13 protein-coding genes are annotated in these 14829 nt (G+C 71.0%); all 13 read right to left on the bottom strand.

What is annotated here, in order from left to right; all coding sequences use genetic code 11:
• Positions 1–14: 14 nt before the first annotated feature.
• The 13 genes from metK to ACZ5ON_RS04255 all read right to left on the bottom strand — a co-directional run bounded on the left by metK (position 15) and on the right by ACZ5ON_RS04255 (position 14815).
• Positions 15–1223 (bottom strand): methionine adenosyltransferase, encoded by a 1209-nt coding sequence (gene metK, locus ACZ5ON_RS04315; protein ID WP_465585251.1) that lies wholly within the window; start codon positions 1221–1223, stop codon positions 15–17.
• Between the two features lie 205 nt (positions 1224–1428).
• Positions 1429–2652 carry a bifunctional phosphopantothenoylcysteine decarboxylase/phosphopantothenate--cysteine ligase CoaBC gene (gene coaBC / locus ACZ5ON_RS04310; RefSeq protein WP_465585248.1) on the bottom strand — a complete coding sequence of 408 codons (1224 nt, stop codon included), beginning with the start codon at positions 2650–2652 and terminating at the stop codon, positions 1429–1431.
• A gap of 132 nt (positions 2653–2784) precedes the next feature.
• Complete coding sequence (gene rpoZ / locus ACZ5ON_RS04305; protein WP_030240625.1) at positions 2785–3051, bottom strand: DNA-directed RNA polymerase subunit omega; 267 nt, start codon at positions 3049–3051, stop codon at positions 2785–2787.
• A gap of 80 nt (positions 3052–3131) precedes the next feature.
• Entirely contained in the window at positions 3132–3689 is a 558-nt protein-coding gene (gmk, locus tag ACZ5ON_RS04300) for a guanylate kinase (protein ID WP_465585246.1), read from the bottom strand.
• 72 nt (positions 3690–3761) lie between these two features.
• Positions 3762–4088 (bottom strand): integration host factor, actinobacterial type, encoded by a 327-nt coding sequence (gene mihF, locus ACZ5ON_RS04295; RefSeq protein WP_344637223.1) that lies wholly within the window; start codon positions 4086–4088, stop codon positions 3762–3764.
• Positions 4089–4352: 264 nt separating this feature from the next.
• Positions 4353–5189: an orotidine-5'-phosphate decarboxylase gene (gene pyrF, locus ACZ5ON_RS04290; RefSeq protein ID WP_465585243.1), complete on the bottom strand. Its 837-nt coding sequence runs from the start codon at positions 5187–5189 to the stop codon at positions 4353–4355.
• Positions 5186–6178 carry a dihydroorotate dehydrogenase gene (locus ACZ5ON_RS04285; RefSeq protein WP_465585241.1) on the bottom strand — a complete coding sequence of 331 codons (993 nt, stop codon included), beginning with the start codon at positions 6176–6178 and terminating at the stop codon, positions 5186–5188. The genes pyrF and ACZ5ON_RS04285 overlap by 4 nt, the downstream gene beginning before the upstream one ends.
• Entirely contained in the window at positions 6175–7023 is an 849-nt protein-coding gene (locus ACZ5ON_RS04280) for a dihydroorotate dehydrogenase electron transfer subunit (protein ID WP_465585239.1), read from the bottom strand. The genes ACZ5ON_RS04285 and ACZ5ON_RS04280 overlap by 4 nt, the downstream gene beginning before the upstream one ends.
• A gap of 199 nt (positions 7024–7222) precedes the next feature.
• Positions 7223–8323 (bottom strand): quinone-dependent dihydroorotate dehydrogenase, encoded by a 1101-nt coding sequence (locus tag ACZ5ON_RS04275; RefSeq protein WP_465585236.1) that lies wholly within the window; start codon positions 8321–8323, stop codon positions 7223–7225.
• 117 nt (positions 8324–8440) lie between these two features.
• Complete coding sequence (gene carB, locus ACZ5ON_RS04270) at positions 8441–11749, bottom strand: carbamoyl-phosphate synthase large subunit (RefSeq protein WP_465585233.1); 3309 nt, start codon at positions 11747–11749, stop codon at positions 8441–8443.
• 2 nt (positions 11750–11751) lie between these two features.
• Positions 11752–12939, bottom strand: a complete 1188-nt coding sequence (carA, locus tag ACZ5ON_RS04265) for a glutamine-hydrolyzing carbamoyl-phosphate synthase small subunit (protein WP_465585230.1) — start codon at positions 12937–12939, stop codon at positions 11752–11754.
• Positions 12936–13496: a PH-like domain-containing protein gene (locus ACZ5ON_RS04260; protein WP_465585227.1), complete on the bottom strand. Its 561-nt coding sequence runs from the start codon at positions 13494–13496 to the stop codon at positions 12936–12938. The genes carA and ACZ5ON_RS04260 overlap by 4 nt, the downstream gene beginning before the upstream one ends.
• The gene (locus tag ACZ5ON_RS04255) at positions 13493–14815 is read right to left on the bottom strand and encodes a dihydroorotase (RefSeq protein ID WP_465585225.1); all 1323 of its coding nucleotides are present in this window, start codon (positions 14813–14815) and stop codon (positions 13493–13495) included. The genes ACZ5ON_RS04260 and ACZ5ON_RS04255 overlap by 4 nt, the downstream gene beginning before the upstream one ends.
• Positions 14816–14829: the final 14 nt, after the last annotated feature.

Here is a 14829-nt window from a genome sequence, read left to right as displayed (position 1 = left end):
GCGGTGGTGACGGATCAGGCGCTGACGGCCTTCTTCAGCGCCTCGGCGCGGTCGGTGCGCTCCCAGGTGAACTCCGGAAGCTCCCGGCCGAAGTGGCCGTAGGCCGCGGTGAGCGAGTAGATCGGCCGCAGCAGGTCCAGGTCGCGGATGATCGCGGCCGGGCGGAGGTCGAACACCTTGGTGACGGCCTCCTGGATCTTCAGCACCGGAACGGTCTCGGTGCCGAAGGTCTCCACGAACAGACCCACCGGCTCGGCCTTGCCGATCGCGTACGCGACCTGCACCTCGGCGCGGCGGGCCAGCCCGGCCGCGACGATGTTCTTGGCGACCCAGCGCATCGCGTACGCCGCCGAGCGGTCCACCTTGGACGGGTCCTTGCCGGAGAAGGCGCCGCCGCCGTGGCGGGCCATGCCGCCGTACGTGTCGATGATGATCTTGCGGCCGGTCAGGCCGGCGTCACCCATCGGGCCGCCGATCTCGAAGCGGCCGGTCGGGTTGACCAGCAGGCGGTAGCCGTCGGTGGTCAGCTTGATGCCCTGGTCGGCGAGCGCCTTCAGCTCCGGCTCCACGACGAACTCGCGGATGTCCGGGGTGAGCAGCGAGTCCAGGTCGATGTCGGACGCGTGCTGGGTGGAGACCACCACGGTGTCGAGGCGGACCGCGCGGTCGCCGTCGTACTCGATGGTGACCTGGGTCTTGCCGTCCGGGCGCAGGTACGGGATGGTGCCGTTCTTGCGGACCTCGGTCAGGCGGCGCGAGAGGCGGTGCGCGAGGGTGATCGGCAGCGGCATCAGCTCGGGCGTGTCGTCGCACGCGTAGCCGAACATCAGGCCCTGGTCGCCGGCACCCTGGCGGTCCAGCTCGTCGTCCTCGCCCTCGACGCGGTGCTCGTGCGCGGTGTCGACACCCTGGGCGATGTCCGGGGACTGCGCGCCGATCGAGACGGACACGCCGCAGGAGGCGCCGTCGAAGCCCTTCTTGGAGCTGTCGTACCCGATCTCCAGGATCTTCTCCCGGACCAGCTGAGCGATCGGCGCGTACGCCTTGGTGGTGACCTCACCGGCGATGTGGACCAGGCCGGTGGTGATCAGCGTCTCCACGGCGACCCGGGAAGTCGGGTCCTCCTTGAGGAGAGCGTCCAGGATGGTGTCGCTGATCTGGTCAGCGATCTTGTCGGGGTGCCCCTCGGTCACGGACTCCGAGGTGAACAGGCGGCGAGACACAGCGCTCCCTGGGGTTGCAGCGGCTGCTGACTGAACGCCTCCGGGGATCCGGAGGCATCCGGAAAGACTTGATTCCTGGAGTGTAACGGTCAGCTACCGGTCGGCGTCAGTCACATCGGAATCTTGAGACTCATCACTCACCTTCCGCCACTCGACCAAACTCCGCTCACAGCCCGAACGGCTCCGCCCGGAGTCCGGCGGAAGTTCACCCGAGCCGGGCCACGACCTCGTCCCAGATCCGGTCCGCGAGCGCCTCCTTGGGCCCGTCGGGAACGGCCACCTCCGCGCCGTCCGCGCCGAGCAGCACCGCGGCGTTGGTGTCCTGCCCGAACGCCTTGCCGGCGCCCACCTCGTTGACCACCAGCAGGTCGCAGCCCTTGCGGGCCAGCTTTGCGCGGCCGTTGGCCAGGACGTCGTCGGTCTCCGCGGCGAATCCGACCACCAGCTGGCCGGGCCTGCCGCGGTCGGCGGACAGCTCGGCGAGGATGTCCGGATTGCGGACCAGGGTGATCGGCGGCTGGTCCACCCCGTCCACCTTCTTGATCTTGCCGGTGGCGTACTCCGCCGGGCGGAAATCAGCCACCGCGGCGGCCATCACCACCGCGTCGGCGTCCAGGACCGCCTTCAGCGCGGCCTCGCGCAGCTGGAGCGCGGTGGAGACGTGCACCACGTCCACCCCGGCCGGGTCGGGCAGGGTGGCGTTGGCCGAGAGCAGGGTGACCCGGGCACCCCGGGCAGCGGCCGTGGCGGCCAGCGCGTAGCCCTGCTTGCCGGAGGAGTGGTTGCCGAGGAAGCGGACCGGGTCGAGCGGCTCCCGGGTACCGCCCGCCGAGATCACCACGTGGCGGCCGGTCAGGTCCCGCTCCAGGCCGCCGCGGGCGAGCACCCGGCGACAGGCCTCGAAGAGCTGCTCGGGCTCCGGCAGCCGGCCCTTGCCGGTGTCCACGCCGGTGAGCCGACCCACGGCGGGCTCCAGCACGATCACGCCCCGGCGGCGCAGCGTGGCGACGTTCTCCTGGGTGGCCTGGTTCTCCCACATCTCGGTGTGCATGGCAGGGGCCAGCACCACCGGGCAGCGCGCGGTGAGCAGGGTGTTGGTGAGCAGGTCGTCGGCCAGGCCATGGGCGGCCTTGGCAAGCAAGTCGGCGGTGGCCGGGGCGACCACGACCAGGTCCGCCTGCTGGCCGATCCGCACGTGCGGGACCTCGTGCACCCGCTCCCAGGTCTCGGTGGCGGCCGGGCGGCCGGAAAGCGCTGCCCAGGTGGCCTCGCCGACGAAGTGCAGCGCGGCCGCGGTCGGCACCACGGTCACCTGGTGCCCGGACTCGGTGAACCGCCGCAGCAGCTCACAGGCCTTGTACGCGGCGATGCCGCCGCTGACGCCGAGGACGACGCGGGGGGCGTCGGGCTGCTCCGGGCGAGCGTTCATGATGGGGTCTCTCTCCTCCGGACGGGTTACGCCCACCCTACGGCGCATCAGTTCCCACCGGCACCGTGGTCTGTCGCACAGCGAAGGGGCCCGCCGGACGGTGAAGTCCGACGGGCCCCTTCGACGACGGGCTCAGGCAGCCTCGATGGCCTCGGCAGTGAGCATGCCCGCGTTGATCTCGCGCAGCGCGATCGACAGCGGCTTCTCGTGCACGTGGGTGTCCACCAGCGGGCCGACGTACTCGAGCAGGCCCTCGCCCAGCTGCGAGTAGTAAGCGTTGATCTGACGGGCACGCTTGGCCGCGTAGATCACCAGGCTGTACTTGGAGTCGGTGGCCTCAAGCAGCTCGTCGATCGGCGGGTTGATGATGCCCTCGGGCGCGGTCATGGAAGAGGACACGCGAAAACCTTCCGAAACGGTGGCTAAGAAACGAAAACGCCGATCAGATCAGCGGTGCTGCCACTACGGCAGCGATCTGGTCAGACTACACCGAGCAAGGCTAGCAGCTCGGTCGCCACCTGCTCGACGGACGTGTTGACCAGCGTGACGTCGAACTCGGTCTCGGCGGCCAGTTCCACCTTGGCCGCGGCCAGCCGCTCGTCGATCACGTGCTGCGGCTCGGTACCCCGTCCGGTGAGCCGGCGTACCAGCTCCTCCCAACTCGGCGGGGCCAGGAAGACCAGCTGCGCCTCGGGCATCGACTCGCGCACCTGGCGGGCGCCCTGCAGGTCGATCTCCAGCAGCACCGGCTCACCGCGGTCGAGCCGCTCCTGGACGGCCTGGCGGGGCGTGCCGTAACGGTTGCCGGCGAAGACCGCCCACTCCAGCAGCTCGCCGTTGGCGACCAGCTTGTCGAACTCGTCGTTGTCGACGAAGTGGTACTGGACCCCGTCCTGTTCACCGGGCCTCGGGTGCCGGGTGGTCGCCGACACCGAGAGCCAGACCTCGGGGTACTGCTGCCTCATATGAGCGACGACCGTGCTCTTGCCGACCCCCGAAGGGCCGGAGAGCACGGTCAGCCGCGGACGTTCACTCATGCACCGATTATCCCGGATCGCGGACGTTCCGGGGACCACGGGGGCCCGGACGGCGCGAACCGGCAGCCGGACTCAGGAGGCGGTGTTGCCGAACTCCCGCTCGAGCGAGGCGATCTGGTTCGAGCCGAGACCGCGCACCCGGCGGCTCTCGCTGATCCCGAGACGCTCCATGATCTGCTTGGCCCGCACCTTGCCGACGCCGGGAAGGCTTTCGAGTAGGGCGGAGACCTTCATCTTGCCGATGACCTCGTCGTCGGACTTGCCCGCCTTGATCACGTCACGCAGCGAGGCATTGGAGTGCTTCAGCTTGTTCTTGACCTCGGCACGCTGCCGGCGAGCTTCGGCGGCCTTGGCGAGCGCGGCGGCGCGCTGTTCGGGGGTAAGGGGCGGAAGAGCCACGCCGTTCACCTCGGGATGTGTAAGGAAGGGATGAGCTATGACTGTTGGTGCCAAGGACACCGGTTGCAGTGGAACCTAATGGCTCTGACCTGCAAGAGCAACGCCTGGCGAAGCCCTTTGGTGACCTATCGCCGGACACTACCCAACTTGAGCCCGCGCGTCAGGAAAAGAACACGAAAAGTCCTGGTCAGCCGAGGCCGACCAGGACTTTTTCGGACAAATCAACCGCCGGAAAGCAGGTTTTGCGAACAGATGTGATGCTGCTCACTTTTCCAGTACGGCACTGATTTCCTCGACAAAGCGCGCGGAAGCGTCGCGCAGAGCGGTCACCGAGGGCCCGAGCTTGAGGATGTCGCGGCTCACACTGGGCACCACGTGGCGCACCGCGCCGCCGAACACCCGGGGCAGGTCGGCGGCGGTCGCTCCCTGGGCGCCGACCCCGGGGGCGAGCAGCGGGCCGTTGATGTCCAGGTCGACCCCGGCCTCGGCCAGGGTGGCACCGACCACGGCACCGAAGGAGCCCATCGGCTCGGCACCCGCGTTCTCGGCCGCCAGGCGGCGCAGCACGCCCTGGGCGACGCTCTCGCCGTCGGCGGCGACCGCGCGCTGCACCTCGTGGCCCTCGGGGTTGGAGGTGAGCGCCAGCACGAAGACGCCGGCGCCGTTGGCCCGGGCCAGGTCGAGCGCGGGCTGCAGCGAGCCGAAGCCCAGGTACGGGCTGACCGTCACGGCGTCCGAGAACAGCGGGCTGGCGGGCGAGAGGAAGGTCTCGGCGTAGGCGGCCATGGTGGAGCCGATGTCGCCGCGCTTGGCGTCCATGAGCACCAGCGCGCCCGCCTCGCGGGCCTCGGCCACGGTGCGCTCCAGCACGGCGATGCCGCGGCTGCCGAAGCGCTCGAAGAAGGCGGCCTGCGGCTTGAGCACGGCCACCTGCCCGGCCAGCGCCTCGACCACGGTGCGGCTGAAGCTCTCCAGGCCGGCGATGTCGTCGTCGAGTCCCCAGGCGGTCAGCAGGGAGGCGTGCGGGTCGATGCCGACGCAGAGCTGTCCGCGGGTGTCGAGGGCGTGGCGCAGGCGAGCGCCGAAGGGGGCGAGGGTCATGGGAGCCTTTCAGTGGGGCCGGGGCGGTGGGCGTATCCCACCGCGTCGGTGAACTTGGCGAAGCCTCGTCGGGCCAGCTCGCGGCGGAGCTCGTCGAGGATCCGCACGGGGGCGGTGGGGTCGTTGAACAGGGCCGTGCCGACGGCCAGGTGGCTCGCCCCGGCGAGGGCGAACTCCAGGGCGTCCCGGCCGCTGCGGATCCCACCCATGCCGATGATCGGGACGGGCGGGATCCGGCCGGCCAGCATCGCGGCGTGCACCTGGTGGACGCAGCGCACGGCGATCGGGCGGACGGCCGGTCCGGACAGGCCGCCGGCGCCGGCCGCCAGGGCGGGCCGCAGGGTGTCCAGGTCGATGGTCAGGCCGAGGACCGTGTTGATCATCGACAGGCCGTCGGCACCGGCCTGGACGCAGGCGGCGGCGATCTCGGTGATCGAGGCGACGTCCGGCGAGAGCTTGGCGTAGACCGGCAGTTCGGCCGCGGCCACCTCGCGCACCGCGCGGACGACGTCGTAACTGGTGGCCGGGTTGGCGGCGAACAGCAGGCCGCGGTCGGCGGTGTTGGGGCAGGAGATGTTGAGCTCCAGGCCGATCACCCCGGGCCGGCCGCCCAGTTTCTCGGCGACCTCGGCGAACTCCTCCAGCCGGTGCCCCGCGATCGAGACCAGCACCCGGGCGCCACGCTCGGCGAGCCAGGGCAGCTCGTGCCGGACGAAGGCGTCGACGCCCGCACCCGGCAGCCCGATCGAGTTGAGCATCCCGGACGGGGTCTCGGCCATCCTCGGGGTGGCCAGCCCGGACCGCGGGGCGGCCATGATGGTCTTGCTGGTGACCGAGCCCAGCTCGTCCAGCGGGAAGAACCTGGCCACCTCCCGCCCGTACCCGGCGCAGCCGGCGGCGGTGGTGAGCGGGTTGGGCAGCGTCAGCGGGCCGAACCGCGCGGTCAGGTCGACGTCCCCCGGGTCCACCGGCTCCGTGCCCCGGCTCACCGTGCGGCTCCCATCGCGGCGGCGCCCTCCAGGTCCGGCGGTACGGTTCCGATGTCGTCCCAGCGGACCCTGGCGCCGTCGAAGACCGGTCCCTCGGTGCAGGAGCGGACGAAGCGGCTCACCCCGTCCGCGCCGAGCACCGGCAGCACGCAGGTCATGCAGATGCCGACGCCGCAGGCCATCGCCTCCTCCACGGCGGTGTGGCAGCGGGCGCCGAGGCCGAGGGCGATGGTGGTGACGGCGCGCAGCATGGGCATCGGGCCGCAGGCGTGCACTTCGGTGGCACCGATCGCCGTGATCGCCTGGGCCAGCGGGTCGGTGACCCGGCCGGTCAGTCCGGCCGAGCCGTCCTCGGTGACCACCAGGACGTCCCGGGTGATCGCCCGGGCCTGTTCGACCCCGTACAACCGGTCGGCGCCGGCCGCGCCCAGGATGAAGCCGACCTGGCCGCCGCGGCGCCGGATCTCCTCGCCGAGCGGGAGCAGCGGCACGCTGCCGTAGCCGCCGGCCACCAGCAGCGCGGAGACGGGGCCGTCCGGGAGCGGGAAGGGCGTCCCGAGCGGGGCGATCAGGTCCAGCCGTCCGCCGACCGGGGTGGCGGCCAACTCCCTCGTGCCCTCGCCGCGTTCGGCGATGACCAGCTCGATCGTTCCGACCTCGGGATCGGCCCGGTGGATGGCGAGGGCCCGCCTCAGCAGTCTTCCGGAGTCGGCGCAGGCCAGCGTCGCGAAGTGACCGGGTCTCACCCGTGGCGCCGCTTCGGGAGCACTCAGTAGCAGGCGGTGGTAGCCGCCCTCGACGGTCCGGGAGAGCACCTCGGCTCGTGTCTGAACGGGGTTGGCCATCTGTGGTTCACCTTTCGGCTGGCCTGTGCGCACGTTGACGCTCTGAACTCTCCCAAACCACCCCGCAATCTGTCACTTCGCCCGAACACCCACGCATTCGGGCATCTTCCTGCGGGGTTCGGCGGGGTGCACCGGCGGCGCGCACAGCCGCGCGCCGCCGGGGGCCGCCCCGCCGCCCCGGGGTGCTCGAACAGGGCCGTCAGCTCGCCTTCGCGGTACCCACGGCGTCGGCGATGGTCCGGTACCCGCTCGCCCGCAGCCGGGCCGACAGGCCCTTGTGCATCCGCCGCATCCAGAACGGTCCCTCGTAGATGAACGCGCTGTACCCCTGGACCAGGTCGGCCCCGTGGACGATCCGCTGCCAGGCGTCCTCGGCCGTCTCGATCCCGCCCACCGAGATCAGCGCCAGCCGCCCCTCGGTGCGCGCCCGCAGCCGCTGCAGCACCTCCAGCGAGCGCTCCTTGAGCGGGGCCCCGGAGAGCCCGCCGGCGCCGATCTCCTCGATCCGCGAGGCCGGCTCCTGCAGCCCGTCCCGGCCGATGGTGGTGTTGGTGCAGATGATCCCGTCCAGCTCCAGGTGCATGGCCATGTCGGCGATCTCGTCGATGTCCTCGTCGGCCAGGTCGGGGGCGATCTTCACCAGCAGCGGCACATGGCGCGCGGTGACCTCGTCCGCCTTCTTCCGCACGTCCCACAGCAGCGGCCCGAGCACCTTGACGGCCTGCAGGTTGCGCAGTCCCGGGGTGTTCGGCGAGCTGACGTTGACCACCAGGTAGTCGGCGTACTTGGCGAGCCGCTCGGTGCTCTTGAGGTAGTCCGCGGTGGCGTCGGCCTCGTCGACCACCTTGGTCTTGCCGATGTTGACGCCGATGACCGGGGTGGAGCTGGTGTGCGGCCGGGCCGCGAGACGGGCGGCGACCCGGGCGGAGCCCTGGTTGTTGAAGCCCATCCGGTTGATCAGCGCGCGGTCCTCGACCAGGCGGAACAGGCGCGGCTCCGGGTTGCCGGGCTGCGGCTCACCGGTGATGGTGCCGATCTCGACGAAGTCGAAGCCCAGCATGGAAAGTCCGTCGATGCCGATGCCGTTCTTGTCGAACCCGGCCCCGAGCCCGAAAGGTCCCGGCAGGTCGAGCCCGAGCGCGGCGGTCCGCAGCCGCGGGTCCCGCGGGGCGAGCACCAGCCGGATCACCGAGCGCAGCCCGGGCACCGAGGCGGCCAGTCGGATCCAGAAGAAGGCCAGGTGGTGGGCCTTCTCCGGGTCCATCTTCTTGAAGACCAGGTTGAACAGGAGTTTGTACACGGCGAGTTGAGCCCTTCGAGTCCAAGGGCCGGGCGGAACCCGGCGGTCGGGGGTGGCGGCGGGCGAGCATGGGTGTGGGGGGCGCCGCCCGACGGGCGCCCCCCACAGTGGATCGGACTACTTGCGGCCGGAGTTGATCAGCGCCGCGTGCTCCTGCAGCGACATCACCCCGACCTCACCGCGCAGCAGCATGTCGATGCCCTGCACGGCCGCGCCCATCGCCTGGACGGTGGTCAGGCACGGCACACCGCGCGAGACGGCGGCGGTGCGGATCTCGTACCCGTCCATCCGGCCGCCGGTGCCGTACGGGGTGTTGATGATCAGGTCGACCTGGCCCTCGTGGATCAGCTGGACGATGGTCTTCTCGCCGTCCGGGCCCTCGCCCTCGCTGTGCTTGCGCACCAGGGTGGAGGGGATGCCGGCGCGCTGCAGCACCTCGGCGGTGCCGGTGGTGGCCAGCACCTCGAAGCCCTGGTCGACCAGCGCGCGGGCCGGGAAGACCAGGTTGCGCTTGTCGCGGTTGGCGACCGAGACGAAGACCTTGCCCTTGGTCGGCAGCGCGCCGTACGCGCCGGACTGGGCCTTGGCGTAGGCGGTGCCGAAGACCTTGTCCACACCCATGACCTCGCCGGTGGAGCGCATCTCCGGGCCGAGCACGGTGTCCACGCCGCGCCCGTGGATGTCGCGGAAGCGGCTCCACGGCATCACGGCCTCCTTGACCGCGATCGGGCAGTCGGCGGGCAGCGTGCCGCCGTCGCCCTCGGCCGGGAGCAGGCCCTCGGCGCGCAGCTCGGCGATGGTCGCGCCCAGCGAGACCCGGGCGGCGGCCTTGGCCAGCGGGACGGCGGTGGCTTTGGAGGTGAACGGCACGGTCCGCGAGGCGCGCGGGTTGGCCTCCAGGACGTACAGGATGTCCCCGGCCATCGCGAACTGGATGTTGATCAGACCGCGGACGCCCACACCGCGCGCGATGGCCTCGGTGGAGGTGCGCAGCCGCTTGATGTCCCAGCCGCCGAGGGTGATCGGCGGCAGTGCGCAGGCCGAGTCGCCGGAGTGGATGCCGGCCTCCTCGATGTGCTCCATGACGCCGCCGAGGTAGAGCTCGGTGCCGTCGTAGAGGGCGTCCACGTCGATCTCGACCGCGTCGTCCAGGAAGCGGTCGATCAGCACCGGGTGCTCGGAGATCAGACCGGCGTGCCGCTCCAGGTAGGAGGCCAGCGACGCCTCGTCGTAGACGATCTCCATGCCGCGCCCGCCGAGCACGTAGGAGGGGCGGGCCAGCACCGGGTAGCCGATCTCGTCGGCGATCGCCTTGGCCTCGTCGAAGGAGAAGGCGGTGCCGTGCTTGGGGGCCGGCAGGCCGGCCTCCGTCAGCACCCGGCCGAAGGCTCCGCGCTCCTCGGCCAGGTCGATGGCCTCGGGCTGGGTGCCGACGATCGGGACGCCGTTGTCCTTGAGCGCCTGGGCCAGGCCCAGCGGGGTCTGGCCGCCGAGCTGGACGATCACACCGGCCACCGGGCCGGCCTGCTGCTCGGCGTGGACGATCTCCAGCACGTCCTCCAGGGTGAGCGGCTCGAAGTAGAGCCGGTCGGAGGTGTCGTAGTCGGTGGAGACGGTCTCCGGGTTGCAGTTGACCATGACGGTCTCGTACCCGGCCTCGGCGAGCGCGAAGGAGGCGTGCACGCAGGAGTAGTCGAACTCGATGCCCTGGCCGATCCGGTTCGGACCAGAGCCGAGGATGATGACGGCGGGCTTGCTGCGCGGGGCGACCTCGGTCTCCTCGTCGTAGGACGAGTAGAAGTACGGGGTCTTCGCGGCGAACTCGGCGGCGCAGGTGTCCACGGTCTTGAAGACCGGGCGGATGCCGAGCGCGTGCCTCAGCTCGCGGACCACGTCGGTCTTCAGGCCGCGGATCTCACCGATCTGCTGGTCGGAGAAGCCGTGCCGCTTGGCGTGGCGGAGCAGCTCAGGGGTGAGCTTCTCGGCCTCGGCGAGCTCACCGGCGATCTCGTCCAGGAGGAACAGCTGGTCGACGAACCACGGGTCGATCTTCGTGGCCTCGAAGACCTCCTCGGGGGTGGCGCCGGCCCGAATGGCCTCCATGACAGTGTTGATCCGGCCGTCGGTGGGGACGACCGCCTTCGTCAGCAGGGCGTTCTTGTCGCCGACCGGGCCGACCCAGGAGAACTGGCTGCCCTTCTTCTCCAGCGAGCGCAGCGCCTTGTTGAGCGCCTCGGGGAAGTTGCGACCCAGCGCCATGGCCTCGCCGACCGACTTCATGGTGGTGGTCAGGGTGGCGTCCGCGCTCGGGAACTTCTCGAAGGCGAAGCGCGGGACCTTGACCACGACGTAGTCGAGGGTCGGCTCGAAGGAGGCCGGGGTCTCCTCGGTGATGTCGTTGGGGATCTCGTCCAGGGTGTAGCCGACGGCCAGCTTGGCGGCGATCTTGGCGATCGGGAAGCCGGTGGCCTTGGAGGCGAGCGCGGACGAGCGCGAGACGCGCGGGTTCATCTCGATGACGATGACCCGGCCGTCGGTCGGGTTGACCGCGAACTGGATGTTGCAGCCGCCGGTGTCCACACCGACCTCGCGGATGACGGCGATGCCGATGTCGCGCAGGATCTGGTACTCGCGGTCGGTCAGCGTCATCGCCGGGGCGACGGTGATCGAGTCACCGGTGTGCACGCCCATCGGGTCGAAGTTCTCGATGGAGCAGACGACCACGACGTTGTCGTTCTTGTCGCGCATCAGCTCCAGCTCGTACTCCTTCCAGCCGAGGATGGACTCCTCCAGGAGCACCTCGGTGGTCGGCGACAGGGCCAGGCCCTGGCCTGCGATCCGGCGCAGGTCCTCCTCGTCGTGGGCGAAGCCGGAGCCGGCGCCGCCCATGGTGAAGGAGGGGCGGACGACGACGGGGTAGCCGCCGAGCGTCTCGACGCCCCCCAGGACGTCCTCCATGGAGTGGCAGATCACCGAGCGGGCGGACTCGCCGTAACCGATCTTGGCGTTGACTGCTTCCACCACGCCCTTGAACAGGTCGCGGTCCTCGCCCTTGTTGATCGCCTCGACGTCGGCGCCGATCAGCTCGACGCCGTACTTCTCCAGCGTGCCCGCCTTGTGCAGCGAGATCGCGGTGTTGAGCGCGGTCTGCCCGCCCAGGGTCGGCAGCAGCGCGTCGGGGCGCTCCTTGGCGATGATCTTCTCGACGAACTCGGGGGTGATCGGCTCGACGTAGGTGGCGTCGGCGATCTCCGGGTCGGTCATGATCGTGGCCGGGTTGGAGTTCACCAGCACGACCCGCAGGCCCTCGGCCTTGAGCACCCGGCAGGCCTGGGTGCCGGAGTAGTCGAACTCCGCCGCCTGGCCGATGACGATCGGGCCGGACCCGATGACCAGGACGGACTTGATGTCAGTGCGCTTCGGCACGGTCAGCTCCCTGCGGTGATACGGGTCTCTGCAGCACCGGCCACGCCGGACATGAGACTTGTGAAGCGGTCGAACAGGTATGCGGCGTCGTGCGGGCCGGCGGCTGCTTCGGGGTGGTACTGGACGCTGAAGGCGGGCACGTCCAGGCACTGCAGGCCCTCGACCACGTCGTCGTTCAGGCAGACGTGGGAGACCTCGGCCCGGCCGTACGGGGTCTCGCTCACCCGGTCCAGCGGTGCCTGCACGGCGAAGCCGTGGTTGTGCGCGGTGACCTCGACCTTGCCGGTGGTGCGGTCCTGCACGGGCTGGTTGATGCCCCGGTGGCCGTACTTGAGCTTGTAGGTGCCGAAGCCCAGCGCGCGGCCGAGGATCTGGTTGCCGAAGCAGATCCCGAAGAACGGGGTCCTGCGCTCCAGCACGCCCTGCGCCACGGCGACCTGGTGGTCGGCGGTGGCCGGGTCGCCCGGGCCGTTGGAGAAGAAGACGCCGTCCGGGTCGACGGAGTACAGCTCCTCCAGGGTGGAGTTGGCCGGGAAGACGTGCACCTCGATGCCGCGCTCGGCCATCCGGTGCGGGGTCATCGCCTTGATGCCCAGGTCCAGGGCTGCGACGGTGAACTTCTTCTCGCCGATCGCCGGGACCACGTACTTCTCGGTGGTGGCGACCTCGGCGCACAGGTCGGCGCCCTTCATCTCGGGAGAGGCCTGCACCTTGGCCAGCAGCTCGGCGTGGTCGGCCAGTGCGGCGCCGGAGAAGATGCCGACCCGCATCGCGCCGCGCTCGCGCAGGTGGCGGGTGAGCGCGCGGGTGTCGATGCCGCTGATGCCGACGACGCCCTGGGCGGCGAGCTCCTCGTCCAGCGAGCGCCGCGAGCGCCAGTTGGAGGGGATCCTGGCGGGATCGCGGACCACGTAGCCGGCGACCCAGATCCGCTCGGACTCGTCGTCCTCGTCGTTCCAGCCGGTGTTGCCGATCTGCGGGGCGGTCATCACGACCACCTGGCGGTGGTACGACGGGTCGGTCAAGGTCTCCTGGTAGCCGGACATGCCGGTGTTGAAGACCGCCTCGCCGAAGGTCTCGCCGACCGCGCCGTAGGCCTGGCCGCGGAAGGTCCGGCCGTCCTCCAGGACGAGCAGGGCAGGCACGCGCTCCCGCCTTTGGCGCTTGGTGGTGGGGGCAGCTGCGGTCATGGGGCGGCCTCTTCCGTCTTCTTTGTCTTCGTACGTGTTACAAGAGCATCGATCGCCTCGATCCAGGCGGCGTGCTCGTCGGGGTGGTCGGCCCGGAAGCCGGAGTCCAGCGCGGTGTCCTGGAGCTCCCAGGTGACCACCAGCAGGCCGGCCGGGACGACCTTGCCCGCGATCCCGGAGTCGGTGCGGGCTCCGGTCAGCTGCCCGGCCGGGATCCACAGGTCCGCGTCGCCGGGGCGGCGGACCAGCAACCCCTGTTCGGTCAGGGCGAGTCGGGCCAAGCTGCGGGTGCCGAGACCGTGCGCAACCACCCGGTCCAGCCAGTTCCCGGCGGTGGTGGTGCCGTGGTAGCGGCCCTCGGCCTCCAGGATCGCCGCGCCGGGATCCGCCGGGACGGCGGGCAGCGGCGGCAGGTCGGACTGGAGGGTGCGGCGCCAGTTCCAGCCCTGCCGCATCAACCAGTAGACCAGCGCGATGAGGATCAGCAGACCGACCGTCCAGCCGATGTAGCCGGGCCAGTTGGTGACCTTGGCCTGCTCGGCGGCGAGGCCGATCATGCCGGGTCACCCTGCCCGATCAGGTCGGCCTGTTCGGCCAGCTCGCCGGCCAGCACCGTGGCGACGCCGCGCAGGAAAGTCGCGTGCACCCGTCCCGGCAGCTCGAGGCCCCGGTAGGGGGTGTTGCGGCTGCGCGTGGCGAAGCTCTCCGCGTTCACGGTCCCACGGTACGCGGGATCGAAGAGCACCAGGTTGGCCGGCTCGCCGACCGAGATCGGGCGGCCGTGGCCGGCCAGGCGGCCGATCCGGGCCGGGCGGTGCGACATCCGGTCCGCGACGCCCTCCCAGTTCAGCAGGCCGGTGTCGACCATGGTCTGCTGCACCACCGACAGCGCGGTCTCCAGGCCCACCATGCCCATCGCGGCCACCGCCCAGGCGCAGTCCTTGTCGGCCGAGGGGTGCGGCGCGTGGTCGGTGGCCACCGCGTCGATGGTGCCGTCGGCGAGCGCGGCGCGCAGCGCGTGCACATCGGCCTCGGTGCGCAGCGGCGGGTTGACCTTGTACACCGGGTCGCCGGAGCGGACCAGCTCGTCGGTGAGCAGCAGGTGGTGCGGCGTCACCTCGGCGGTGACGTCCCAGCCCTGGGCCTTGGCCCAGCGGACGATCTCCACCGAGCCGGCGGTGGACAGGTGGCAGACGTGCAGCCGGGCGCCGGTGTGCGCGGCGAGCAGCACGTCGCGGGCGATGATCGCCTCCTCGGCGACGGCCGGCCAGCCGGGCAGCCCGAGCTCGGCGGAGACGGTGCCCTCGTTCATCTGGGCGCCCTCGGTGAGCCTGGGCTCCTGGGCGTGCTGGGCGACCACGCCGTCGATGGTCCTCACGTACTCCAGGGCCTTGCGCATCAGCGCGGCGTCGTCCACGCACTTGCCGTCGTCGGAGAAGACCCGCACCCCGGCGGCGGAGGCGTGCATGCCCGCCAGCTCGGCCAGTTCCTTGCCCTCCAGCCCGACGGTGACGGCACCGACCGGCTGCACGTCGCAGTAGCCGCTGGCCCGGCCCAGCTCCCAGACCTGCTCGACCACGGCGGCGCTGTCGGCGACCGGGCTGGTGTTGGCCATCGCGTGCACGGCGGTGTAGCCGCCCATCGCGGCGGCCCGGGTGCCGGTGAGGACGGTCTCGGCCTCCTCCTTGCCGGGCTGGCGCAGGTGCGTGTGCAGGTCCACCAGGCCGGGCAGCAGGACCAGGCCGTGCGCGTCGATGTCGATGTCGGCCTCGGCGGCCAGGTCGGTGCCGACCTGCCGGATGACGCCGTCCGCGATCAGGACGTCCTGCGGGGCGCCCCCGAGGATCTTGGCGTTGCGAATGAGATAGCTGCTCACTGAGCGGCCTCCGG

The organism is Kitasatospora sp. NPDC032150 (genome assembly GCF_055579945.1).
This window is presented reverse-complemented; position numbering and strand designations above follow the sequence as displayed.